The organism is Rufibacter sp. JT20002, from assembly GCF_056491185.1.
In genome coordinates this window covers 1296018-1319467 of sequence record NZ_JBSZJY010000001.1, presented here as the reverse complement: position 1 = coordinate 1319467, position 23450 = coordinate 1296018, and the positions used below count along the sequence as shown (strand labels likewise).

Below are 23450 nucleotides of genomic sequence, written 5' to 3'. Positions count from 1 at the left end.
TTTACTAGTGAGGCGCTTCGGGCTTTGTTTGCAGGGGAGTGCACGCTTTGTACTTCTCGCCGCTCTATCTCTTCTTAAGCACTTTAATTTTCTTCTAGAGCAATTAAAAGAGACATCTAATTCCACTTGGGAAGATATTGGATGCAGAAGTCCTGTTTTCTAAGAGAGAAAGGAAGGAGCCTTTATTTTCTAAATCAGGATTTGTGCTTTTAAGTTATCCCAAGTCAAAGATGGGTCGCTCTACAACTTAACTTGATTTTCCACCAAGTATCTCTGAATGTATTGTTTTAGCTCTTCTTTCTTGATAATATCCTCGACCACCTCATAAATAGGAATCAATCCTTGATTGTCTTTGATTTTTATGAACTCCGCTTTTTCTTTCGTGCAAGTTTTCCACCAGCTTCCTATGTCATACGTGGGGTAATCTCTTCCTGAAACGGTAGTTGGGGTAAGTTTTGAAAGGTCTCCTCCAGTAGCCTTGAAGCTCAGTTTTTGTTCGAAATTCCCTTTCGCAGAAGTAGCTGTCCTATTGTCCATATCACCGGAAAATAAGCTAAATACTTTGTTTATGGCTACCGTTGAACCAAGTTTGGCTGCATTTTCCCTGTCACTATTTTCCGTTTCCGATTGGTATACTACCACCAATTTAGCCCCTAAGCTGATGCCGCTTAGAATATGTGTGCCGTATTTTTTTACTATATCTTGGGGAGAGCTACTTTGTAGGTCTGCTTTGAAAGTATCTGTTAGGTACCCCATCAGGTCTTGGGGGAGAGACATAAACTTAAGCTGACTATACTCTATGTACCAGGTATGGCTTGCATAGATATATTTTTCGGACAACGGATTCTGATTTGGGAAATAAGAGGTGAGGGCACCCTTGAAGGAATTCAACCCCTTTGTTTCTTCAAGTCTTGAAGATAAAAGCGATGAAAGTTCTTCGCTATTTTTGGCAAATAGGCGAGATGGACCACTACTTGTACTTGACCTGCCTAAATCAACATATCCAGGTCTGGTATTCTTTAGTTTGATAACATCTACAATCTGCTTTCTCGTAGCGCTTATATCTGCGAATTCTCCGGTTACATCATATCCGTACCCAAGTACATTATAATCACCTGCTATAATAGAAGTTGCAGGTGGGTCAGAACTTAGATTAGTAACAGTGACTCTGTCGTCGGTACGTAGCTCAACCGGATCAGTAAGGTTTTTGTCTGGTTCAATATTTTCTTTGTTACAAGCACTCAGAACAGATAAAAAAGTAAGTAGTAAAAGTGTTCTTTTCATTAAAAATGGGGGATATAGAGGATAGAATATTTAAACAATCGTTTAATGGTATAGTCAGATAATGAATCGATTTAAGATAAGAAATATCAATTGAAAGAAATGTGTTTTCGCTAATATATACCAAGATCTATAAATGTAGTAGAAATGTGGGTTAGTAGGAGATAAAGATTTTTGAGTCCCTGTGTTAGTTCTGTTTAAAACTAACACAGGGACTCAAAAATGTGGTTTTAGATTCTAATTAAGAGCTATTTTAGTTTCTGTTCCTTTAAAAAGATAGGTTAGGGTGTTAGAATTGCTTCTGTATTGGTTATATGTTTTTTATATATCCATGTAAAAGAAGGTCTTTGGGGATAAGGCTGTTGGCAGTAAGAGTATTACTTCAGTTTCACCAGATTCAAGGCTGGCAACGGTCCACCGGGGAATTGCTGCAATCGTCCGCCTTCGTTTAGTTTGCCTAAGTCTACTCCCGCAAACCCGATGCGGTTAATCACCTCTAGCACTGTCTTTTTCGCTTCCTCGTCATTGCCGGAATAGAAAATTACGCGGCTGCCTCCTTCTTCCTGGGGATTGGCTGCCAGCACTGCGGCTAGCAAGGTGTTAAACGCTTTCACCACTTTGGCGCCGGGTAACAGAGCCGCCACTACTTCAGAAGAAGGCTTGCCATCCAAATCGGCGGGCACAAAGCCGGGCAACACCGCATTGGTAGCGTCTATGACCAAACGGTCTTTCCAACTCTCCACGCCAGAAACGGCTTCTTCCAATTTGTTCCAGGGCACCGCCAAAAACACGATGTCTGCGGCGGCGGCTTCGGCTACTGTCCCAGCTTTAATGCCGTGGCCAATGGCTTCTACTACCGGCTGCAACGATTCAGGCCCGCGGCTGTTGCTGATAATAGCGTCATACCCCGCTTTGGCTACGTGCTGGGCAAACGCTTTTCCTATTTTTCCGGCTCCTATGATTCCTATGGTTTTCATGGTTTTGATTTTTGTTTGAATTGATGGTTTGTTTGTGAAAATGGCTCAGAAACGAGCTGCATTTCTCTTTTTGTCATCTTGGAAAGATCTTGTGAGCGAACCAAAATAGCGCTGCTGACCACTATTACCGTTCGCCCACAAGTTCCTTTCAGGAGGACAGGAGTAGGGTTTCCTTCATAAAAGTGAGATGTAGGAAACCCCTTGTTCTACGGCTTAGTTAGGGTACACAATCTGGCCGTACTTGCCGTTGAAGAAGTCGCGGTAGGCTTCGGCAATTTCGGCTTTGGAGTTCATCACGAAGGGGCCTTCCGCCACGATGGGTTCCTGGTAGCGTTCGCCGCCGAAGACGATCACGTCAATGGCCTCGGTAGATGGGTTCGTCAGTTCAATGGTACCCTCTTTGCGGTCAAACTCCAAAAACTCGCCGGCGTGGTAGGGCGTGTCATTGAGTACCGAGCTGCTTTCCAGTAAGAAGGCGGCGTACTCCAGGCCGGGCGTGGTGTTCAAGGAGAACGTTTGACCAGCTTCCAGGTGCAGGTGATAAATGAACTGCTCAGAGTAGCTCGGGATCTGGGAAACCAACTCCTCGTAGCGTCCGGCCACTACTTTCACCCAGCCTCGGTTCTGATCCAGGGCTTTCTGCGGAACTTCTTCGGCCTGGATGGCGAGGTAGGCCGGGGCTTCAGCTTTGTTTTTAGATGGAAGGTTCACCCAGAACTGTAGGCCGTGCGTGGTGCGGCTGTCATCCGCCGGATCGGGGTTCAGGTTCTCGTCATGGATGATACCGTTGCCCGCTTTCATCCACTGGATACCGCCCGAGGTCACTTTGGCGTGGTGCCCGGCGCTGTCAAAGTGCTCGTCTTCGCCTTGCAGCAAATAGGTGAGCGTGGCAATGCCTCTGTGCGGGTGGGCACCGGTTCCGGTTTTCATGCGGGGGGCATCTGCGGCGTGTACTTTGGGCGCGATGTGGTCCAGGAACACGAAGGGCCCCACTGCCTGGGCGTAACGGTTAGGCACAATGCGGTAGATGGTTAAATCACCTATATCGGCGCGTTGGCCTCTGGTTGAGAAACTTACTTCTTTTTTCATGGCTGTATCGTTTTAAGGATGGTAGAAGGGCTTTCTTTTTCCGCTTCCGAACGATACAAAGGTGCGGCAAAGACCCGCCGCCAAACGATGATGTAGGATAAAATAAACCGTTGATAAATGTCAACAAATTGGGGCAGGGGAGTGGCGCGCTGCCTTACAGTGCCTGTTGCTTCCGGATGCGGCTGAGGGTTTCTTTGGTGATGCCCAGGTATGAGGCAATGAGGTGTTGCGGGAAGCGCTGCAGAAACTCGGGGTAGCAGTCTACAAACTCTGCATAGCGTTTCTCGGCGGGGAAGCTGATGGCGGCGTTAATCCTGCGTTGGGTAGCCATAGAGTGCCGGTCATCCATCTGCCGGGCCATTTGCAACATGGTGGGCACTTGCTGGTAGAGTTGCAGAAGGTCGGCTTTTTCAATGAGCAGGACCTCGGTGTCTTCCCAAGCATCAATGTTGTAGGCCGAGGGCGTGAGCATAAGGTAGCTTTCCCGGTCGCCCACCCACCAGTTCTCCACCGCCAGCTGCACAATGTGCTCTGCGCCTTTGTCATCTACGCTGTACTGCCGCATGGCCCCACGCACCACAAACCCCAGGTACCGGCAAATATCTCCTTCCTGTAACAGGTACTGCTTCTTCCGGAGCTTCTTCGGTTGGAAAGCGCGTTGAATCAAATCCTGTTCCTCCTCGGTGAGCGTGGTTTGGGTATACTGAGTGATGTAGGTAAAGAGAGAGGAATGCATAGGGAGAGTTTGATATTATTATGGTCAACTTTTGGCTAAAGCACACCTTGGTGTGATTTAGCTTGGGTTAGCAGCAGATTTTCTTTCCTTGATTGTAGTTAACGTAAGCTCTATGCTGCTTCTCAACCCTTGGTCTCTTGTAATCTTGTATTCACTTTCGAGAATAGGTACTGATTCAAAAGTTCCCACAGATTCAAGAGGAGTGCAAATCATACTTTTCGTATGGCTGTCTTTCGACTCTTGGAATAGCTCGAGCAGTAAAGGCTCCACTTCAGCATTTTGAGTTTTTTGAAGAGCAAGTATTGCCTGTGTTCTTAATTTAAGGTTCCTGGACCTGGTAAGTTGCTCAATAGGCTTGATGTTCAGCGCAGCATCTTTTTTCATTTCCTTTACTCCCATCAGAATCAACAGCTTACTTTCTTTATCCTTTTCTGATTGTAGCTTCTCCATCAAAAAGCTAAAGAGCTCGTTGTCTTTTCTGTTCTTAGCTAAATGAGCAAGTGCAAAGTAGACATGACCTCTTATGGGTGACTCGGCATATGTTTCAAGGAGAGCAAGGAGTTCTGCCTTACACGCATCACTCTCTAACTTCTCAGCTCTGCGGTAAGCATACCAAGAAACATCATCAGTTCCGCTAATCACCTCCCTTCTTTGTTTTTCAAGTAGCGGAGAGTATATCTCCTCAGATGCCATAGCCTTTACCAGAAACTCCATGCCGTTAGATTCCAAAGTCTGCTCTAGCTTCAAACGTGCTTCTTTAAGCTTCTTTTCTCTACTCTTAAAGAGATCTAACATACTTTCAAATTCCTGCTAACGGCCTCGTGCATGAGGCGTTCAAGGCCGTCGGCCGTAGCATGGCTTATGCACAATGTTGTAGTTAGTTTTTTTATTTCACATTGTAATTGTCTAACACCATAAAGCCAAAGGCCCCTTCTTTCATTGTCAAGGTGACAAAATCCGATTTTTCCACTTTCGCAGTACTGCTGTAGCCGAAAACTAATTCTTTTTCTTTCCCGAAGTAATCAAATCTGACCAATGGCATTCTTTTACTTTTGTTAGACGTTCCTGGCATCGAAGACTTTTCTTTAATCGGGAAGGTGAATCGCTTTGTGTCCCTACCAGCCAAGTAGAAGTTTCCTGCCATGAAGACATAGCAAGCTATAAATCCGAAAGAGAGAAGGCTCTGCATCAATGGGTAAAAGACCCCTTTTACATTATAGACCTCTTTATATTTTCTCTGTATAAGTAAATATGTGAGTACTCCGAAAACAAGTATGATTGAGAGCGGAATGGCAGAGTCAATAATCGTGCTTCTGTAGATTTCAATCTGAAAAATCATTAAAATCATGCCTGTGAAAATGGTCACACCAAAGAACCACTTCCAGTATATCTTATCTTTAAGGTCTGATTGTTTCTTTTCCAATTTTCCTATTTAAAATTAACTACAACGGCCTCGTGCATGAGGCGTGCAAGGCCGTCGGCCGTAGCATGGCTTATGCACGAGGCCGTTGTGACAAGTTTTTCTTACAAGTGCTTGTGCAAAATTTCTGCTGTTAGGCTTGGGTCAATACCAAAGCGTTTGTTCCTCTTCAATAATCCTTTAGTATTGTACTCATAGGTATTTGAAAGGAATAAAGTGCCGTCTCCCAAAAGCTGTGTCTCTTCGAGTAATTGTTGCTTCTCATTGTACTTGAAAGTCTTTATTTGCTCAACTTTATTGCCTGGTTTTGATAGAGTATATTTTATTGTATTGCCAAGAGCATCATGGGTGTAGGTTTTGATGCTCATTGTATCTCCTTTTGCCCCAATAGTAATTTGCTTCTTTACACCAGGCTGATACAGGTTACCTAAATGGTCGTAATAATGAAGTCGGTTTGGGCTTGTGACCCCATCATAGAATGAGAACCTAGTCCATAGGAGTTCTTCTTTATAGAAACTCTCCTCAGTTATTTGCCCCTTAGAATTAAAGCGATACTGCTGGCGTGTTGAGTCTTCTTTTACCCAGTTGTTACCGATGAATCGGAGCATTACTGTTTTAGTGAGCAAGCCCCTTTCGTAATAGTACAACCATTTGTCTGAAGGGATTCTCCTGCCATATTCATTGAATTCTTCGAAAAACTGTTGTTCTAGCACATTGCCCTCAGCATTGTAGACGTAGCGCAAGAACAAGCCTTTATCATCTACCTCCTCTATTTGCTTATTTCTCTCGTCAAAGCTTAGAACATTTATCAGTTGGTCTTCATTTAGCTTATCCCTACTTCCTGCTTTAACTTTGATTACCTCAACAATTTGTTTACCATCAAATTTAACATCACTGTAATCCCAACTCTGTCCGTTAGCAAAATGGAAAGCATAGAATAGGAATAATACACTTATAGCTTTTTTCATCTTTAAAATTTGTCACAACTACTGTGTATAGGGAACTGTTCCGGTTATTGGCACAATGAATAGAGTAAAACATCCTGTTTACAACCAAAAATGCCTAATGACCGGAGTCGGGTTAACAAACACAGTATGTGGTTGAAGTATAATTGGCCATTAAAGGATTGGTTTACTACTATCCTTCTAACAGTTTCTCCAACTCCGCTGAAAGTAATGCTTTATCAGGGAGGTACAATTGGTATTTGCTTACAAAAAGCTGGTTGCTGATATTCTCTGTGGCGTATTCTACTAAAATGTGGTCTTTGTAAGCGCCTAATACAATCCCGATGGGCGGATTGTCGCCCTCCACGTTTTCTTCTTTGGCAAAGTAGTTCAGGTACAGGTTCATCTGCCCGATGTCGTTGTGTTCTATTTCGCCGCGCTTGAGGTCTATCAAGACAAAACACTTAAGAATGCGGTGGTAGAAAACCAGGTCTACAAAGAAGTGCCGGTTAGCCAGGCTGATCTTGTATTGCCGGCCAATGAAAGCAAAGCCTTTGCCCAGCTCCAACAGAAACTCCTCTAAATTCCGAATCAGTTTTTCTTCCAGTTCGCCTTCTTTGTACTGGTATTGCTGCGGAATGCCTAAGAATTCAAAAACATACGGGTCTTTGATGATGTCAGCTGGGTTCTGAATGTCGGCTCCCTGTTCTGCAATCTGCAAAACGCCTGCTTTGTCTTTGCTTGATGCTAACCGATGAAACAGCATGCTTTTCATCTGGCGTTTCAGTTCGCGCACGCTCCAGTTTTCTTTTTCGCATTGCTTGGCATAAAAGCTGATTTCAAGGTCATTGTCCGCTTTCAGGATTTCAGTGTAATGGCTCCAGCTTAATTGTCCAGACAGCGTCTGGATTTTTGGAAACCGGAGGTAGAATTGCCTGATTTGAAACAGGTTTGACCGGCTGAAGCCTTTGCCGAATTCCAGAGTCAGGTCTTTGGACAGACGGTCTAGCAGCTCAGAACCATATTCAGCTTTCGCTTTTCCGCCTTGCTCAAACTCTACAATGTGTTTGCCAATCTGCCAATAGGTCTGCACCAGAATGGTATTAATGGCCCGTCCCGCCTGGGCACGCCCCGCTTGGAGCAACTCACCAATTTGCTTGATTAATCCATTGTATGGTTGCAGCTCTTTCATTTAGCTTCTTTGCCCAGTTTAGAAAAGAATAAGCAGCAGGTTTGCATTTACTGGCTCATCCATTCACTAGTTGATTAGCAAGTTACATCTTCTATTCGGGGTCAAAAATATATTCTTTTACTAAATCTGGCAGCGATGCCTATCAATAAGCCTGAGGCCTTAGCAACTCCTTACAGATTTCGTTCGGTTTGACGTTGCCTTAGTGGAGAAGGTATAAAACAACGTCTCTCCCGTGAACGGACTTATTAGAGATACCGGCCTAAGAGCAGTCTGGGAGTTAGTTTTTCACCAGAAAGTCTGGCTTTTTTAGGGCTGCGCTTTTTGTACCGAAGATCTTCTAAAGGATTGTTCTGTGCACAAAACGGTTACTCTTGTATCTTTACTGTATCCCTTTTGCCATCTTTTCCAGAATGACAACACTAAACGCCACGGTTACGGAACCACAAGCCGCCTCGGCCTTGCCGAGGTACCGTGATACCTGGATTCAGGCGGTAGGTATTCCTGTGATCACCCTTTTTGGGCAGTACCTCACCTACAACTATATCAGGCTGAACTGGATGCTGGCGTATGAGTTGGTAAGTGATGCGGTTAAGATTTTTCTGGTGTGGCAGACGTTTAAGGTACTTTTGCGGTATTTAGACCGGAAACTACCTTGGAGTCAGGGGTTCCTGCCTAGGTTGGGCGTGCAGGTGGTGAGTACCTGTGTGGTGTGCCTGGCAGTGTTCACAGGGCTGGTGTGGCTAGACTACGCCCTGGTGCGCCCGTACCCCTTAGAGAACTTTTTTAGTTTTGATCTGGTCATTGCCCTCATCTTTCTCCTGTTCATCAACGCCATCTACATTGGGCTGTATTACTATGATGCCCTGCACACCAAAAGCCAGGAAGTAGCAACTACCCCGCCAATACAGGACACAAATCTTGAAGCAGGGGCAACTCCCGTCACCAATGCCTACCTGGTGAAGCTAGGCAAACGCGAAGTGCTGCTGCCGTATCAGGAAATTCTCTGCGTGTATTCTGAAGAGAAGGAAACGTTTCTGCTCACCACAGCCGGTAAACTATACCCCTTAGACAGTTCGCTGGAAAAAGTCATAACCCAACTCACCGCACCGCTCTTTATCAGGGCCAACCGCAAGTACATCCTGGCGTTGCAGGCCGTGGCTATGGTACAGTCTGAGGCCAACGGAAAACTGGCCGTGTTCCTGAAGCCCTTCCCCAAACTCCCCGACCAAATCCTTGTCAGCAGAGACCGCGCTCCCGCGTTCCGGCAATGGCTCAAGACCTACCATTCGTCGCTAAAATAAGGGCGGTTGGGTAAATCACTTGGCGGGAAAAGCGTGAAATAAAGCAGCAGAGGCTTGTTTTGTGGCGTTAACCAAATCAAATGCCGCCATGCGCTACTTTCTTTTTCCCCTTTTTAGCTTTCTCTTTTTAGGCTCCTTTTCCAGAATCTCGGCCCAAAACCTTTCCCCCGAAATTTTCCGCAAGATAGATTCTGTGTTTGCTCCCTGGGAAAAGAATACCTCGCCGGGGGCAGTTATTGGCGTGGTGCACCAAGGGAGGATTGTGTATCAGAAAGCCTATGGCTACGCCGATGTGCAAAGACGGGAACCGCTTACTGTGCAGCACCAATTCTGGGTAGCTAGCGTGGCCAAGCAATTCACTGCCGCCTGCGTGGCCCTGCTGTTGGAAGAAGGCAAACTGCACCTGCAAGACGACATCCGGAAATACCTGCCTGAGCTTCCCGCGTTCAAAGACACCATCAGGATTGAGCACCTGCTGTATCATACCAGCGGCCTGCGCGATGGCTTCACCCTCATCGGACTTACCCTCAAAGGCGAGAAACACTATACCAACGTCCAGGTGCTGGAAAAGCTGTATGCCCAACAGGAACTGAACTTTGCGCCCGGCACCCGGCATGAATACAACAACGGGGGCTACGTCTTACTCGCCGAGTTGGTGCAGCGCGTCTCGGGCCAGTCCTTCGCCACCTTTGCGCAGGAGCGTATTTTCAAGCCCTTAGGCATGAACCAAACTCATTTCTATGGGAAGATTTCCTCCCACATCCCGCACCTGGCACAAGGCTACAGGGTGACCCATAAAAAAGGTAAAACCCGCTACAAACCCGTGCGCTTCAAAGCCAATACGGTAGGTTCCTCGGGTTTGGTGACCACCCTGGAAGACCTTTCCAAATGGAACCAGAATTTCTACCAGAACCAGCTGGGCAGGAAAAGCCCCGTCTTGGTGCGGCAACTCACGCAGGAAGGTAGGCTGAATAACGACGAGGTTCTGCCTTATGCCATGGGGTTGGAGGTGGACAGGTACAAAGGCATGAAAGCCATCACCCACTCGGGCGTAGACCCCGGTTACATGGCCGAACTGGTACGGTTCCCCGAGCATGAGCTTAGCATCATCTGCCTTGCCAATACGGGCAACCTGTATAGCCTCACGCAACGGTTGCAGCAGATAGGTGAGTGGTTCCTGCCTAGGCTTACCCAAATTGCGTCTATCGGCCAGGTGCCCACCGCTGCTTCCCCCGCCCAATTGGAAAAGCTGGCTGGAGTTTACCTGGACCAGGAGAACCTGGCGGATGCCCGCTATGTGACTGTGCAAGGCGAAAAGTTACTGGCGGCTACTTCCCCGCAGGGCTACAAGGAAACTTTGAAGCCGTTCAGCCCTGGGGTGTTTGCCAATGAATGGTTGCCCAGCCGCTTCTACGCCTTCTCGGCGCTGCCTGAAACATCCGCCGTAACGTTGGAATACAAGACCTGGGCCACCCGTCAAACCATGCAGAATGTAGACTCGGTGTACTATAGCTCCCAGGAACTGAAAGCATTTACCGGCACCTACTACTCCCCGGAACTGAAGCAACGTTTCAGGATCACCAGCCGCAAAGGCAAGCTTCGGTTGAGTCTGTACCGGTTACTGCACGTGCCGTTCTTGCCTATCACTGATAACCGGTTCCTGTTTAATTTGCAGGGAAATAATTGCCTTGCCTTTGAAAGAGATGCTGCTGGGAAGGTGAACGGCTTTACGTTTAGCCGGGAAGGAGTGACGAAGCTTAAATTTATAAAAAGGTAAAAAGAACAGCTTGCTTTAGGCTGGTTTTTGAGAAAACAGGCCTAAAGCAAGCTGAAAGGAGGTGACTGCTTAATGGATTGTAGGTTCGGGCAGGGGGATCGAATCCCTCGTCAAGCCGATTTCTTTTTAGCCTTCTTGGCTTTTTGGTTGAACTCCAGGGCCAGGTTAATCCAGTACTCAAACTCCGTTTTAGATTTGATTTCTTCCTGGTCTACCAGAACCCAGCCTTTGAGGGGCTTGCCTGTGAACTCCATGGGCCGACAGCCGTTTCTTTCAACCGCCTCTTCGTAAAGGCCGTGATCTATGCGGCAGAGCATTTCATCTTTCATGACCCCTACCAGCATTTTCTCATGGTATAGGAAGATGATCCCGCCCATCATCTCTTTTTCTTCAAGGCTGGGAAGGTCCATCAAGTGTTCCCGAATTCTATCGGCTAGTTTCTCATTGTAGGCCATAGCGGCGTTAAGCTAAAAAGTAATGGCCTTGATCCCTAATTCTTACTTCTGGGCCAGGTTGCCTCCGGTTGGTTCAGGCGGGGTGGGTTTTAGCATGAAAGCTCTGGCAAGCTTACCCAGTAAGGTGAATTCATGATCTGGCACTTTGTTTTCAACTGGTTTTATAGATCGTAGGTAAGAAACGACGGCGGTCAGGTCCTCGTCGCTCATGTTTTGACCCTGCATGAAGGGCAGAACCGCCTCGCCGTTCGCTTTCACCCCGTAGCGCAAGACGCGGGCAATCTCTGCATCGGTCATCTTGCCAATGCCGGTTTTAGGGTCTGGGGTAAGGTTGGTGGTGAAAATGGTCCCGAAGGGTGTTTCCACTTTCTTGTTCCCGGCCAGGGAAGGCTCTTGTCCTTTTTTCAATACCGAATCTATGTTTTGCACCGGGCTATGGCATTGCACACAGCCTCTTTCTACCATCACCAGGTTTTTCCCTCGCTCAATCATCACCAGGTCGGCAGATGCTTTGATGTTGGGGTAAGGGGCGTCGTAGGTCAGGTGTTGGCGGAACATGGCGGCAATGGAGACGCCCCCAATAAGGAGCAGCAAGGCAAGAGTGGTCCACTTCAGGATTTTAAGGAACATGGTCGTGTATTGGGTTTTAGCGGATAGAATGTTTTAGGGAGTTTTGGATAAAAACTGAATAAGCTTACCGCGCAACGGAAGGATAGCTTCTGAACAGCAGGAGTCCTACGGTAAGGAAAAACAACACCGCCATGGCTATAGGGGCCTCTTGCTGCGCGTACCAGGCATTGGTGCTTTCTACCAGAGGGGTTACCAGCGGCGTAGCCATTTTGGCAAACAATAGAAACAAGCCAAACGCCACAATGGGGGAAAGAAGGATCGCAATCACCTTCACCCAGGCCGGCCGATGAAGGCTCAGCCGATGGCCTATGCCGGTGGAGCCCACGGCCAATAGAATAATCCCGACTTTCATTAGCAAGGCAGCGGCTCCGGTGTCTATAATTCTTCCATCAGTGGAGATGATGACCCCCAGTTTGATAATCCAGGCCAAAGCGCCCGCCATGAGCAAGAGAGCCGCTACTTTGGTCCATTTCGTGAAAATGAGATTCAATTGCATAATCCTAGAAGTTAATCTGTGATGAAATAAGGTATGAATGCGAAAGGCGCACTTGGGGGGGAGTGGCCAGAAGAGCTTTTGCGCGGAAAGTACCAGCGCAGAAGCGTAAAGTTTTTGTCTGATCAGCAGGTGGTAGCCGGAGCAAGCTTGCAGGAGCGCTATCGCTAGGTGTCAGATCGCCCGTTTTGTTTCTACCAGTTTAACCCTGCTTTCTGAAAGACAGCCCAGAAACGGGTTTCCACCATCAGCTTTGTCTATTTTTTCTGATTCTCAAGTGATTTTGGCCTCTTTGTAAAAAATGAGGCCTGAAACACGCGTTCCCAAGGGGTGATTCGCCAACGGCTCCCTGTTTTTAGGCTAAAGGAGAATTGCCAGGCTCTGGTCAGGTTTTAGTTAGCTGGTGACAATTCCGTTTCTGGGATGAAAAGGCAAGCCTTGTATCAATCTTGTCTTTTTTATAACTTACTGTAAGTGAGGTGTCTTTGTCTCTGTTGCTGCTGTAGCCTTACTGCTTGTTGTCATTTGTAACCCCTTCTAGCTATGACCGAGGTCCTGAAACAATTTTGCCGCCAGACTATTAACATGCCCGCGCAGGATCTGGCTTTGATTGATGTTTACTTTAAGCCGGTACACCTGCGTAGGAAAGCATTTTTATGGAAAGCAGGGGAGATCTGCCCGGTAATTGGGTTTCTTAGCCAAGGTGCCATCCGCCACTTCTTCTGCAAAGACGGCGAAGAGAAAACCTGCGGCATCTCGCTGGAGAACATGTTTTTCACAGATTATGACAGCTTCTACAACGGTCTTCCTACCATCAGCAATTCGCAGGCACTGGAAGACTCGCTGGTGTTAACCATCACCAAACCCAACCTCGCTTCACTTTACCAGGAGAGTCCGCTTTTCGAATCACTGGGCCGTTTGATGGCCGAGAAATCTGCCCAAGCGGCCTCGGCTAGGGCGGCCTCGCTTACCTCAGATAAACCCGAGGAGCGCTACCTGACCCTGTTGGAACAGAACCCGCAATTATTCCGGCGCGTGCCGCAAAAGTATATTGCCAGCATGTTGGGCATCAGTCCAGAAAGTTTGAGCCGCATCCGGAAAAGAATTTTAACGCCCCGCAAGATCTTAACTTAAGTCAACGAGTTTAGGGGTGAGTCCTCTGTAGTTTTGTCAGGTAATCAGCAACTTAAACCTTCTGCTATCTACCTCTACCCATTTGGAAGATACAAGTAGAAGCGCTCAAGGGCCAGGTTCCGGTTGTTGACCATGACGGTCATTAACTTTAACTTATTGATACACTATGGAAACTACCATCCCTTTCACTTCCGCTAAAACAGAAGTAAACCGCAACCAGGCTTTCCTGAAAACCTGGCAAACCAACCATGTCTGGGCCAATGTGCTGGGTATGGGTTTGTTACACACTGCTATTTCGCACGGCACTACCGGTACCCACGGCGTTGTTTTAACACCGGTGCAATTTGCTGCCCACACTGTCTCTCTCCTGATTTTTGCTCTTATTTTGAATCTGTTGCAGAACAAAGCCTTGCAACTCAAATTTGACCGGGGCAACTTCACCGATTTAGGGTACTTCCTGGTCATCCTTCCGGCCGCTTTTTGGTTAGGATATTATACCCTGTACATTCCTTTCGATATTTTATTTCTATACCTGGCCATTGGGGGGATTAATGCTTTCCGGTTGAGACAATACTTTACCAATAGTAATAAGTGGGCATGGCAAAGTGTAATAACCCTCCTGATTGGGGCCATAGTAGGCATAGCAGCTGGCCTTGGAGCGTACAATGTTTTTATAAAAGACATGCAACCCCTTGTGAGTGACTTTGTGCTCTGGTTTATCATCACTATTCCGGCTAGTGTTACATATACTGCTATCAGCAAAGCGTTTCTGAAACAGCACTTGAAGGCTGAGTGACGAATGTGACTAGGTAGGAACAAATAGGTTGTTTGTACAGATAGCTAAAAATAAAAACAGGTTCTGGTTTCTCTGAATAAGTGCTATTCCAATTACATGGAAGGACTGCCAAAGGAAACCAGAACCTGTTTTTATGGATAAGTTAGAAGGTGCTTAACCGTTTATTCTACTCGCTTTTAGGAGCCGCTGTGGCTACGCTTTTCACGTCAACTGTAATCTCCTTCAAACGGGCGGCTACGGCAGGTGACATAGATTCCTGGTAGCGGCCTCCCAGGTGCTTGGCCAGGAATTTCTCGGCGGCAGCCAGCATGGCCATGTTGTTCACGGGGCGGGCAAAGCCGTGGCCTTCGTCTGGAGCTACCAGGTACTCTACCGGAAAACCGCGGGTCCGGAGGGCGATCACAATCTGGTCAGATTCGGCTTTGTTCACCCGCGGGTCATTGGCGCCCTGCACTACCATTAAGGGTGCTTTGATCTTGTCAGCGGAGTTCAACGGAGATTGCCGGGCGAGCTGTTCTTTGCCTTCTGGAGTATTCAAATCACCCATGCGCTCCGCAAACTTTTTCCTTTCAGCTTCCCAGTACGGCGGAATGGTGTTCAGCAAAGTGTGCAGGTTAGACGGACCCACAATAGAAACGCCAGCGGCATACACGTCTGGGGTGAAGGCCAAGCCGGCCAGGGTGGCATAGCCTCCATAGGAACCTCCCATAATGCCTACTCTTTTAGGATCAACGGTGCCTTGCGAGATGAGGTGTTTCACGCCCCACGTAATATCGTCCTGCATTTTCTGGCCCCATTCTTTGTTCCCTGCGTTCAGGAATTCTTTCCCGAAGCCTGTGGAGCCCCTGAAGTTAGGTGATAGCACCGCATACCCACGGTTAGCCAAAAACTGGTGATAACTGTTAAATCCCCATACATCACGGGCCCAAGGGCCACCGTGCGGTACCACTACTAAAGGCAGGTTTTTTCCGGTAGAATTCTTAGGCAAGGTAAGGTAGGCGGGTATCTCCAGATCGTCAGAAGACTTGTACCGGATGACCTGCATGGTAGCCAGATCCTTCACCGGTAACTTCGGCCTGGGGCGGTATTGAAACGTGAGCTGCTTGGTTTTGCGGTCAAAGAGATGCACCTCTCCGGGGTTCACATCGCTGAGGATATTTACCATCCAATACTGCTCATCTTTGGTGGAAGAACCCAGGAGCACCATCTGGCCCGGAAACTTCTTCTCTATAGTGCTGAAGTCTTTTTCATAGGTTTTGTCTTTCCAGGTGCGGCGCATTTTATCATCCTGATAGGCGATAAAGATAGGCTCGCGGGTTACTTCGGAAAGGAGCACCTGGCCCACGTCTACCCGGTTTTTAGGGTCTGTTTCCACCAGTTCTTCTTTTAAGGTAACCGGGTCTACCAGCACCAGTTGCTGCAGGTTGCGGTTGCCTTTATCGGTTCTCAGGTAGAAACGGTTGTTGTCTTTGTGGAACCCTATGGGAACACTGGTTTCAAAAACAGTGGCGCTGTAAATGGGCTGAAGCTCTTTCTCGTCTACCCGCAGAATCTCAGAACTGCCATCTAGCTTAGAGCGGGTAGCCAGGCGCAGTTTGTCGTTCCAGTCAAAGGTCCAACCGGTAATACGGTCGGTGTTCTGGCGCACCAACGTCTTTTCGCCGGTGGTCAGATCCAAGCGGTACAAATCATGCCAGGCCTTATCGCGGTCGTTCAAACCTACATAGAGGATGTTGGGTTCTGACCGGGGAGCAAGGTAGATGATGGCTCTGGTGTTGGGTACGTTGGTGAGGTTGTGGGCGGCGGGTACCTCTTGTCCGGCCTCCAACTTCTGGGAGGGCTGCACCGCATACACATGGAAGTTCTCATTGCCACCTTTGTCTTGCACGTACAGCAAGGTTTTCCCGTCTCTGGACCAGGAATAATTGATAATAGGGCGGGTAGTGTCGGCGGTCATAGGCTTGCCGGCGGTAAAAGGTTCTTCGCGCTTCTTTACCCAAATGTTGCGGGTGCCTTTGTAAGGCTTGATAAAGGCAATAAAAGAGCCATCAGGCGAGATTTGGGCATTTACAATCTCCGGGTCCCCGAAGAAGATTTCCCGGTCAATCAGCGCGGTTAACTTGTTTGTTTGCGCCGCTATGGGCAAAGACCCCAGCAGCAAAACCAGCACAAAAAATAAGCGAGTAATTCTAAGCATGGTAGTATTGGGTTAGGTGAAATGAAAGAATACTAGAAGCGAATCTGCCTTTGGAGATGAAGGCTATGACAGGGCAACAGAAGCTTGCTACAGAAAAAAGTAAACGGAGCACAAAGCAGGGCTTAGTCCACCGCCAGGGGCGGACCCACTACCTCCATTTCATGTTCTCTGAAAAGCTGCGCGATTTGTGCTTGGGTGGGTTCTTGCTGCAAAGTTGCCATGGCCACGAAAAATTCTTCCAGCTTGCCGGCGGGTTGCAGGGTCACGGTCATTTTGCCTGATTGGCTTACCTGGGTCCAGGCGTGCGGCACTTGCCGGGGAAGAAAAATGCATTCGCCGGCGGTTAAGCTGAACTTCTCTTGCCCCACCTGAAACCGGTACTCGCCCGCCAGCACCTGGAAAATCTCGTCTTGTGAAGGATGCACATGCAGCGGCGTACCCCGGCGGGGAGACAAACTGGTTTGTTCAAAGATGGCCAGTGCCCCGTTGGTATCCTTGCCAGATACCTTCACATCCAGCACATTGGCATTCACGCCCCTCAGTTTAAGGTGCCCGTGGTACCTTCCTTCGCCGGAGGCTACTTTAAAGCCTTTCCCGGTTTTAGGGGTGTTTTGCCCAAAAGAGGTAAAAGAAAGAAGGGGAGTTGATGCCAGAAGAATACCTAAAAACCTGCTTCTTTTCATGGGTAATGAAAGTTAGAAAGCTGGAAGTACTAGTGCGTGAGCGCAGAGGGATATTCTGGTTATCTGATTGGGAGACAGGAGATAACTACGAGTGGTGAACGAAGTTAGCAATTGTTTTTGCGTATCAAAGCTTATGAAGATAATATGTGACGCTACTTCTTAACGCAGTTCAATGATTCTGGGCAGTTTTCCTGAAAACAAGCCTGAAATGGAATTCTTTTACTTGAATCTCAAGCAGGTGAACGCGTATTTGTGTCCTATCGCACCAAAACAAGGTTTGTTAAGGCTTGCCACTTCTAAAATTTCCATCAACGGTTCGGCTTCTGAAGTACTCCCGCTTTAAAGGTCAATAAGGCTGAACTTCTTGTCTACTTGCTGCCTTACCCTAAACTTCTCTTGGAAATCTGGAGTATATAGTTTTACTTTGAATAGCTATAGTAATACTTTTAATATACATTAAACTACTTTTAATAAACATTAAAACGGTATTAAAAACATGCTAAGCTTCAAAGAAATTAAAAACGATTTTCCTGCCGGGCTGGTCGTTTTCCTGGTAGCAGTACCCTTGTGCCTAGGCATTGCCATGGCTTCTGGGGCTCCTTTGTTTGCCGGTATTATCTCCGGGATCATTGGTGGGGTGGTAGTCAGTCTGATTAGCGGTTCGCAGTTGGGGGTAAGTGGGCCAGCGGCGGGTTTGGCCGTGATCGTGCTTAACGCCATTGACCAGCTGGGTAGTTTTGAAGTTTTCCTTTCGGCGGTTTTCCTGGCCGGGCTCATGCAGCTGGCTTTAGGTTTTTTGAAAGCGGGAAACATCGGGTACTATTTCCCTACCTCGGTGATCAAAGGAATGCTGGCCGGTATTGGGGTGATCATCATTCTGAAGCAGCTGCCGCACGCCTTTGGCTATGACCGTAATTATGAAGGTAATGTGCACTTTGTCCAGCCAGACGGGCAAAATACTTTTTCTGAGTTGTTTCACATGCTCAATTACGTGTCACCTTCGGCCGTGATTATCAGTGTGCTGTCCTTGTTCATTCTGATTTTCTGGGATCAGGTACTTTCTAAAAAAGGCAGAATCTTCCAGCTCATTCAGGGACCGCTGGTAGTGGTGCTGCTGGGCATCGGGTTGAATATTTTATTCCAGAACTATTATCCGCAGTTAGCGCTGCGTGACAATCACCTGGTTACGCTGCCTGTCGCAGATAGCATTAGCGGCTTCTTTGGACAATTCACCCGACCAGATTTCAGCCGTATTTTCAGCTATGAAGTGATTTTCCTGGCGGGTACGCTGGCCATCGTTGCCAGTCTGGAGACCCTCCTGTGCCTGGAAGCCACTGACAAACTAGACCCCTACAAAAGAATAAGCCCCGCTAACCAGGAGCTCAAGGCCCAGGGCGTGGGCAACATGGTGGCTGGGTTAGTAGGTGGCCTGCCCGTGACCCAGGTAATTGTGCGTAGCTCTGCCAACATCCAGTCTGGTGGTAGAACCAAGCTGGCCGCCTTCACCCACGGGGTGCTTATCCTTATTTGTGTGATTTCTATCCCGGGCGTGCTGAACATGATTCCGTTGGCCAGTTTAGCGGCCATTTTGCTCACAGTAGGGTATAAACTGGCCAAACCGGCGTTGTTCAAAAGTGTGTACCGCTCCGGCATGATGCAGTTTCTTCCCTTTATTGTCACCATCATTGCCATCGTCTTTACAGACCTGCTCACCGGTATTGGCATTGGTATGGCGGTAGCCGTGCTCTTCATCCTGAAAAACAGCTACGAGGTGTCTCACCTGTTGCATACCGAGAAAACTCCTGAGGGCAAAGAGCAATATCATTTGGTGCTGGCAGAGGAGGTGACGTTCCTGAACAAAGGCAACATCATGCAAGCCCTGCGCAAGATTCCAGACGGGGCAGAATTGGTGATTGATTATTCCAAATCGGCCGTGGTGGACCATGACGTGAAGGAGTTGATCCAGGACTTCAAAGAGAATGCCCACCTAAAAAACATCCACCTCACCTTCAAAGAGGCCGGAGAGCGGCAACGGGCAAGTGCCGCCAACATAAGCTAGTAATTTACATTAACCACAAAAAATAAACATGACAACGTACACCAAAGAGCTTCAGCAAAAGCTAACTCCCGCAGATGCCATTCAAATTCTAAAAGAGGGTAATACCCGCTTTGTAAATAGCAAAAGAGAAGACCGTAACCTGTTGCAGCAGGTAGAGGAGACTGCTGAGGGCCAAAATCCCTTCGCTATCATCCTGAGCTGTATAGATTCACGCACCTCCTCAGAGCTCATTTTTGACCTGGGAATAGGCGATGTCTTCAATGCCAGAATTGCCGGAAACATAGTGAACGAAGACATTCTGGGCAGTATGGAATTTGCCTGCAAAGTGGCCGGTTCTAAACTCATTGTCGTGTTAGGGCACACTAGCTGCGGAGCCATCAAAGGGGCCTGCGACCACGTAGAATTGGGTAACCTCACCGGATTGGTAAACAAGATTGCCCCATCTGTAGAGGCTATTGATTACGAAGGGGAGAAAAGCTCTAAAAACAAGGAGTTTGTTGAATTGGTGGCACAGGAAAATGTGAGACGTGCGGTGCAACTCATCAAAGAAAAAAGCCCAATTTTGGATGAAATGATTAACAATGGCGAAATTGGCATCGTAGGTGGCATGTACGATGTAAAATCTGGCGCAGTAGAGTTCTACAGCGAAGAAGTCGCCTAGGGAAACACACACCATGAAGAATCTGCTGGCTAACATTAAGATTACAGTAGAGGAGAAAGTATACCTCAAAGACCCGGAAAGCTCAGACAAAGGCAAGATGATCATTGAACATGGCATCAAGCTGATCGAGGAGCTGGGTCTTGAGGCATTTACGTTCAAAAAGCTGGCCGAGCGAACCGGCATTACAGAGGCAACCATATACCGGTACTTTGAAAGCAAGCACAACCTGCTGGTGTACCTGATCTCTTGGTACTGGAGTTGGCTGGAGTACCGCCTAGTGTTTGCTACCTCTAACATTGCCTCCCCAGAGGAAAGACTACGGGTCGCCATCCGGATTCTATCTGGCAGGATAGAGAATGACATGGATTTTGCCCACATTGATGAGGTAACACTCCAGAAAATTGTGATCTCAGAGTCTGCTAAGGCATATCTCACCAAAGAAGTGGATGAGAACAACAAAGAAGGTTTTTTTCTGAGCTATAAGAGACTGAACAAGCGCATTGCCAGCATTATTCTGGAAATCAACCCAGAATACCAGTACCCGGCGTCCTTGGTGTCTACCATCTCAGAAAGTGCCCATCAGCAGGTTTTCTTCGCCAAGCATCTGCCTTCGCTCACCAACCTGGATTTGAAACAGGAAAACCAGTTGGTAGACTTTTTAACAGAACTTGTTTTTAAGACTATCAAGGGATAGCCAGTTTCCAGGTGTTATTGATCTACCTGTTGGTTGGTTCTTCATCTATTAAACAAAGCCCCTCTTGCAATCAGCAAGAGGGGCTTTTCATTTTGTGCGTGAAATAGTAGGTAGCCCTTTGGGGCCGTTTTTATGAAAGTAGGTTTAAACTGCTCAAATGCTTCTGTTTTGCCCGCATCAGTTTCTCGTCAGTTATTCCTTTAAATGAAGATGCGTCATCTAAAACTTGCCTACTTTTTACAGAAATGTTGGATTTTTTCTCCAATTTAGACTCCATAACCACACTTTCCCGGAATTCATGAAAAAAGTCTATCTTTTACTCTCTTTTTGTGCCATCGTTGGCATAGCGGCTTTCACCGCTAATAAAAAAGAGAAATATGCCTATCCTTTTCAGGACCCCTCGCTCTCCATTGAAGCCCGGGTGAATGACCTGGTATCGCGTCTTACCTTAGAAGAAAAGGTAGCCCAGATGCTGAACGCTGCTCCCGCCATTGACCGTCTGGGCATTCCTTCCTATGATTGGTGGAACGAGGTGCTGCACGGCGTGGCCCGTACGCCTTACAAGGTGACCGTCTACCCGCAAGCCATCGGGATGGCCGCTACCTTTGACACCACTTCTCTACAGGTAATGGCTGACTACTCCGCCCTGGAAGGCCGTGCCATTTACAACAAAGCCATTGCCGATGGCAAGTCCGGGCAGCGCTACGTAGGCTTGACATACTGGACGCCCAACATCAACATTTTCCGGGACCCACGCTGGGGCCGCGGACAGGAAACTTACGGCGAAGACCCATTCCTGACGGCTATGCTGGGTCGGGCATTCGTGCGCGGTTTGCAAGGTGATGACCCCAAATACCTGAAAGCCGCTGCCTGCGCCAAGCACTATGCCGTACACAGCGGTCCTGAGCCCGAGCGCCACGTGTTCAACGCCACTGCCACCAACTATGACCTGTGGGATACCTATCTACCCGCTTTTGAAGAACTGGTGGTAAACGCCAAAGTAGCCGGCGTGATGTGTGCTTACAACGCCTTTAGAGGTCAGCCGTGCTGCGGTTCAGATGTGCTCATGAACGACATCCTGCGCAATCAGTGGAAATTCACCGGCTACGTCACCTCAGACTGCTGGGCCATTGACGATTTCTTCAAGAACCACAAAACTCACCCAGATGCTGCCTCAGCCTCAGCTGACGCCGTGATGCACGGCACCGACATTGACTGCGGTACTGATGCCTACAAAGCCCTGGTGCAAGCCGTGAAGCAAGGCAAAATTGAAGAGCGCATGATTGACGTATCCGTGAAGCGTTTGTTTACCATCCGGTTTAAGCTGGGCATGTTTGACCCGGTGGCCATGGTGAAATATGCGCAGACCCCGGTAAGCGTACTGGAAAGCGCGCCGCACAAAGCCCACTCGCTCAAAATGGCGCAACAGTCTATGGTGCTTTTGAAAAACGAGAAGAACACCCTGCCGCTAAAAAAGAACCTGAAGAAAATTGCCGTGGTAGGCCCTAACGCTGATAACCCGATTGCGGTGCTGGGGAACTACAACGGCTTGCCGTCTGAGATTGTAACGGCCTTGCAGGGCATCAAAAACAAAGTAGGGGCTGGTACCGAGGTAGTCTATGAACGCGCTTCAACCTTCACCAAAGACACCCTGTTGGTGTACACCAACATTGCCCCGCAATTGAGCTTTGGAGGCAAGCCCGGCGTGCAAGCCGAGTACTTCAATAACATGGAGCTTAAAGGCCAACATGTAGCCACCCGTCAGGAAGCGGGGATCAACAATTTCTGGCAGGAAGGCGAAACCGTAGTAGGCAACATGAAAGCCTACAACTTTTCGGCCCGCTACACCACAGATTATACCGCTGCCACCACCGGCTCTATCACCTTTGAGGTGGAAGGCGATGATGGCTATAAATTCTTCGTGGATGGCAAAGAGCAACTCAATGCCTGGACCCGTAACCGTTGGGGCGCGAAAAGCTACAAACTGCCTACTAAGGCTGGTCAGAAATACCGTTTGGTAGTGGAGTACAACCAAGACGGCGGCAAAGCCTCTATCCAACTGCGGGCCGGTAACTTCGCCAAGTCAGATTTCAAAGCCATTGCGAACCGCGTGAAAGACGCTGATGTTATCATCTATGTAGGTGGTATTTCGCCACAATTGGAAGGCGAGGAAATGAAGGTAGATGAGCCTGGCTTCAACGGCGGTGACCGTACCTCCATCTTACTGCCTAAAGTACAAACTGATTTAATGAAGACGCTCAAAGCTACTGGCAAACCAGTAGTATTTGTGATGATGACCGGTAGCGCCATTGCCATGCCTTGGGAAGCCCAGAACATCCCGGCCATTGTGAACGCCTGGTACGCGGGCCAATCGGCGGGTACGGCTATTGCCGATGTGCTGTTTGGCGATTACAACCCAGCCGGACGTCTGCCGGTGACCTTCTACAAAGGTGATCAGGATCTTCCTGCCTTCGGGGACTACTCCATGGAAAACCGCACCTACCGCTACTTCAAAGGACAACCTCTGTATGGTTTCGGATATGGCCTGAGCTATACCTCCTTCACCTATGACAAACTGGATATGCCTAAGAATATTCAGGTGAACAGCCCGGTACAGGTGAGCGTACGCGTGACCAACTCCGGTAAAATGGACGGCGAAGAAGTAGTACAGCTATACCTAACCCGCCAGCAAAACGGGTTTAAAACCCCGATCAGAGCCCTAAAAGGATTTAAGCGCATTTCCCTGAAACGCGGCGAAAGCAAAGTGGTCAATTTCACTCTGCGTCCGCAAGACCTACATTTGATTGCCGAGGATGGTACCGCCAAGCACGTGCCGGGTAACGTCACCATCAGCGTAGGTGGTAGTCAGCCAGATGCAACTACCAAGAAAAGCAAGAAAACGGTAGAAGGAACGCTGGCTTTAAAGTAAGC

Annotated in this window: 22 protein-coding genes; 9 read left to right on the top strand and 13 right to left on the bottom strand. The window is 48.1% G+C overall.

The window, feature by feature from the left end; genetic code table 11:
* Window positions 1–240: 240 nt before the first annotated feature.
* From ACW9SV_RS05145 to ACW9SV_RS05110, 8 genes are all read right to left on the bottom strand, one after another.
* On the bottom strand, window positions 241–1284 hold the full coding sequence (locus ACW9SV_RS05145; protein WP_479555666.1) for an MAC/perforin domain-containing protein: 1044 nt from the start codon (window positions 1282–1284) through the stop codon (window positions 241–243).
* 374 nt (window positions 1285–1658) lie between these two features.
* Complete coding sequence (locus ACW9SV_RS05140; protein ID WP_479555665.1) at window positions 1659–2258, bottom strand: NADPH-dependent F420 reductase; 600 nt, start codon at window positions 2256–2258, stop codon at window positions 1659–1661.
* Window positions 2259–2471: 213 nt separating this feature from the next.
* The gene (locus tag ACW9SV_RS05135; RefSeq protein WP_479555664.1) at window positions 2472–3347 is read right to left on the bottom strand and encodes a pirin family protein; all 876 of its coding nucleotides are present in this window, start codon (window positions 3345–3347) and stop codon (window positions 2472–2474) included.
* 154 nt (window positions 3348–3501) lie between these two features.
* Window positions 3502–4083 (bottom strand): Crp/Fnr family transcriptional regulator, encoded by a 582-nt coding sequence (locus ACW9SV_RS05130; protein ID WP_479555663.1) that lies wholly within the window; start codon window positions 4081–4083, stop codon window positions 3502–3504.
* Between the two features lie 57 nt (window positions 4084–4140).
* Window positions 4141–4878 carry a HEAT repeat domain-containing protein gene (locus ACW9SV_RS05125; RefSeq protein ID WP_479555662.1) on the bottom strand — a complete coding sequence of 246 codons (738 nt, stop codon included), beginning with the start codon at window positions 4876–4878 and terminating at the stop codon, window positions 4141–4143.
* A gap of 91 nt (window positions 4879–4969) precedes the next feature.
* Window positions 4970–5506 (bottom strand): hypothetical protein, encoded by a 537-nt coding sequence (locus ACW9SV_RS05120; RefSeq protein WP_479555661.1) that lies wholly within the window; start codon window positions 5504–5506, stop codon window positions 4970–4972.
* A gap of 101 nt (window positions 5507–5607) precedes the next feature.
* A complete protein-coding gene (locus tag ACW9SV_RS05115; RefSeq protein WP_479555660.1) occupies window positions 5608–6471 on the bottom strand; it encodes a hypothetical protein in 864 nt (287 codons plus the stop codon).
* A gap of 169 nt (window positions 6472–6640) precedes the next feature.
* On the bottom strand, window positions 6641–7639 hold the full coding sequence (locus ACW9SV_RS05110; RefSeq protein ID WP_479555659.1) for a PDDEXK nuclease domain-containing protein: 999 nt from the start codon (window positions 7637–7639) through the stop codon (window positions 6641–6643).
* A 410-nt stretch (window positions 7640–8049) separates the two neighbouring features.
* Between ACW9SV_RS05110 and ACW9SV_RS05105 the strand changes: the two genes are divergently transcribed.
* A complete protein-coding gene (locus tag ACW9SV_RS05105; protein ID WP_479555658.1) occupies window positions 8050–8940 on the top strand; it encodes a LytR/AlgR family response regulator transcription factor in 891 nt (296 codons plus the stop codon).
* A 61-nt stretch (window positions 8941–9001) separates the two neighbouring features.
* Complete coding sequence (locus ACW9SV_RS05100) at window positions 9002–10717, top strand: serine hydrolase domain-containing protein (RefSeq protein WP_479555657.1); 1716 nt, start codon at window positions 9002–9004, stop codon at window positions 10715–10717.
* A gap of 110 nt (window positions 10718–10827) precedes the next feature.
* Here the strand turns inward: ACW9SV_RS05100 and ACW9SV_RS05095 are convergent, their stop codons facing one another.
* From ACW9SV_RS05095 to ACW9SV_RS05085, 3 genes are all read right to left on the bottom strand, one after another.
* The gene (locus ACW9SV_RS05095; protein ID WP_479555656.1) at window positions 10828–11172 is read right to left on the bottom strand and encodes a TfoX/Sxy family protein; all 345 of its coding nucleotides are present in this window, start codon (window positions 11170–11172) and stop codon (window positions 10828–10830) included.
* 42 nt (window positions 11173–11214) lie between these two features.
* Window positions 11215–11802 carry a c-type cytochrome gene (locus tag ACW9SV_RS05090; RefSeq protein WP_479555655.1) on the bottom strand — a complete coding sequence of 196 codons (588 nt, stop codon included), beginning with the start codon at window positions 11800–11802 and terminating at the stop codon, window positions 11215–11217.
* A gap of 64 nt (window positions 11803–11866) precedes the next feature.
* Entirely contained in the window at window positions 11867–12298 is a 432-nt protein-coding gene (locus ACW9SV_RS05085; protein WP_479555654.1) for a hypothetical protein, read from the bottom strand.
* 33 nt (window positions 12299–12331) lie between these two features.
* On the opposite strand from ACW9SV_RS05085, the gene ACW9SV_RS05080 reads away from it, so the two are divergent.
* The 3 genes from ACW9SV_RS05080 to ACW9SV_RS05070 all read left to right on the top strand — a co-directional run bounded on the left by ACW9SV_RS05080 (window position 12332) and on the right by ACW9SV_RS05070 (window position 14225).
* Window positions 12332–12466: a hypothetical protein gene (locus ACW9SV_RS05080; protein WP_479555653.1), complete on the top strand. Its 135-nt coding sequence runs from the start codon at window positions 12332–12334 to the stop codon at window positions 12464–12466.
* A 372-nt stretch (window positions 12467–12838) separates the two neighbouring features.
* Window positions 12839–13429 carry a Crp/Fnr family transcriptional regulator gene (locus tag ACW9SV_RS05075; protein WP_479555652.1) on the top strand — a complete coding sequence of 197 codons (591 nt, stop codon included), beginning with the start codon at window positions 12839–12841 and terminating at the stop codon, window positions 13427–13429.
* Window positions 13430–13595: 166 nt separating this feature from the next.
* The gene (locus ACW9SV_RS05070) at window positions 13596–14225 is read left to right on the top strand and encodes a hypothetical protein (RefSeq protein WP_479555651.1); all 630 of its coding nucleotides are present in this window, start codon (window positions 13596–13598) and stop codon (window positions 14223–14225) included.
* A 166-nt stretch (window positions 14226–14391) separates the two neighbouring features.
* Here the strand turns inward: ACW9SV_RS05070 and ACW9SV_RS05065 are convergent, their stop codons facing one another.
* Window positions 14392–16422, bottom strand: a complete 2031-nt coding sequence (locus ACW9SV_RS05065) for a S9 family peptidase (RefSeq protein WP_479555650.1) — start codon at window positions 16420–16422, stop codon at window positions 14392–14394.
* A 122-nt stretch (window positions 16423–16544) separates the two neighbouring features.
* The gene (locus ACW9SV_RS05060) at window positions 16545–17105 is read right to left on the bottom strand and encodes a cupin domain-containing protein (RefSeq protein ID WP_479555649.1); all 561 of its coding nucleotides are present in this window, start codon (window positions 17103–17105) and stop codon (window positions 16545–16547) included.
* A gap of 496 nt (window positions 17106–17601) precedes the next feature.
* Between ACW9SV_RS05060 and ACW9SV_RS05055 the strand changes: the two genes are divergently transcribed.
* The 4 genes from ACW9SV_RS05055 to ACW9SV_RS05040 all read left to right on the top strand — a co-directional run bounded on the left by ACW9SV_RS05055 (window position 17602) and on the right by ACW9SV_RS05040 (window position 23448).
* A complete protein-coding gene (locus ACW9SV_RS05055) occupies window positions 17602–19164 on the top strand; it encodes a SulP family inorganic anion transporter (RefSeq protein WP_479555648.1) in 1563 nt (520 codons plus the stop codon).
* A 28-nt stretch (window positions 19165–19192) separates the two neighbouring features.
* Window positions 19193–19825 carry a carbonic anhydrase family protein gene (locus ACW9SV_RS05050; protein WP_479555647.1) on the top strand — a complete coding sequence of 211 codons (633 nt, stop codon included), beginning with the start codon at window positions 19193–19195 and terminating at the stop codon, window positions 19823–19825.
* A 13-nt stretch (window positions 19826–19838) separates the two neighbouring features.
* On the top strand, window positions 19839–20519 hold the full coding sequence (locus ACW9SV_RS05045) for a TetR/AcrR family transcriptional regulator (RefSeq protein WP_479555646.1): 681 nt from the start codon (window positions 19839–19841) through the stop codon (window positions 20517–20519).
* 298 nt (window positions 20520–20817) lie between these two features.
* On the top strand, window positions 20818–23448 hold the full coding sequence (locus tag ACW9SV_RS05040; protein ID WP_479555645.1) for a glycoside hydrolase family 3 C-terminal domain-containing protein: 2631 nt from the start codon (window positions 20818–20820) through the stop codon (window positions 23446–23448).
* The last annotated feature ends 2 nt before the right edge of the window (window positions 23449–23450 follow it).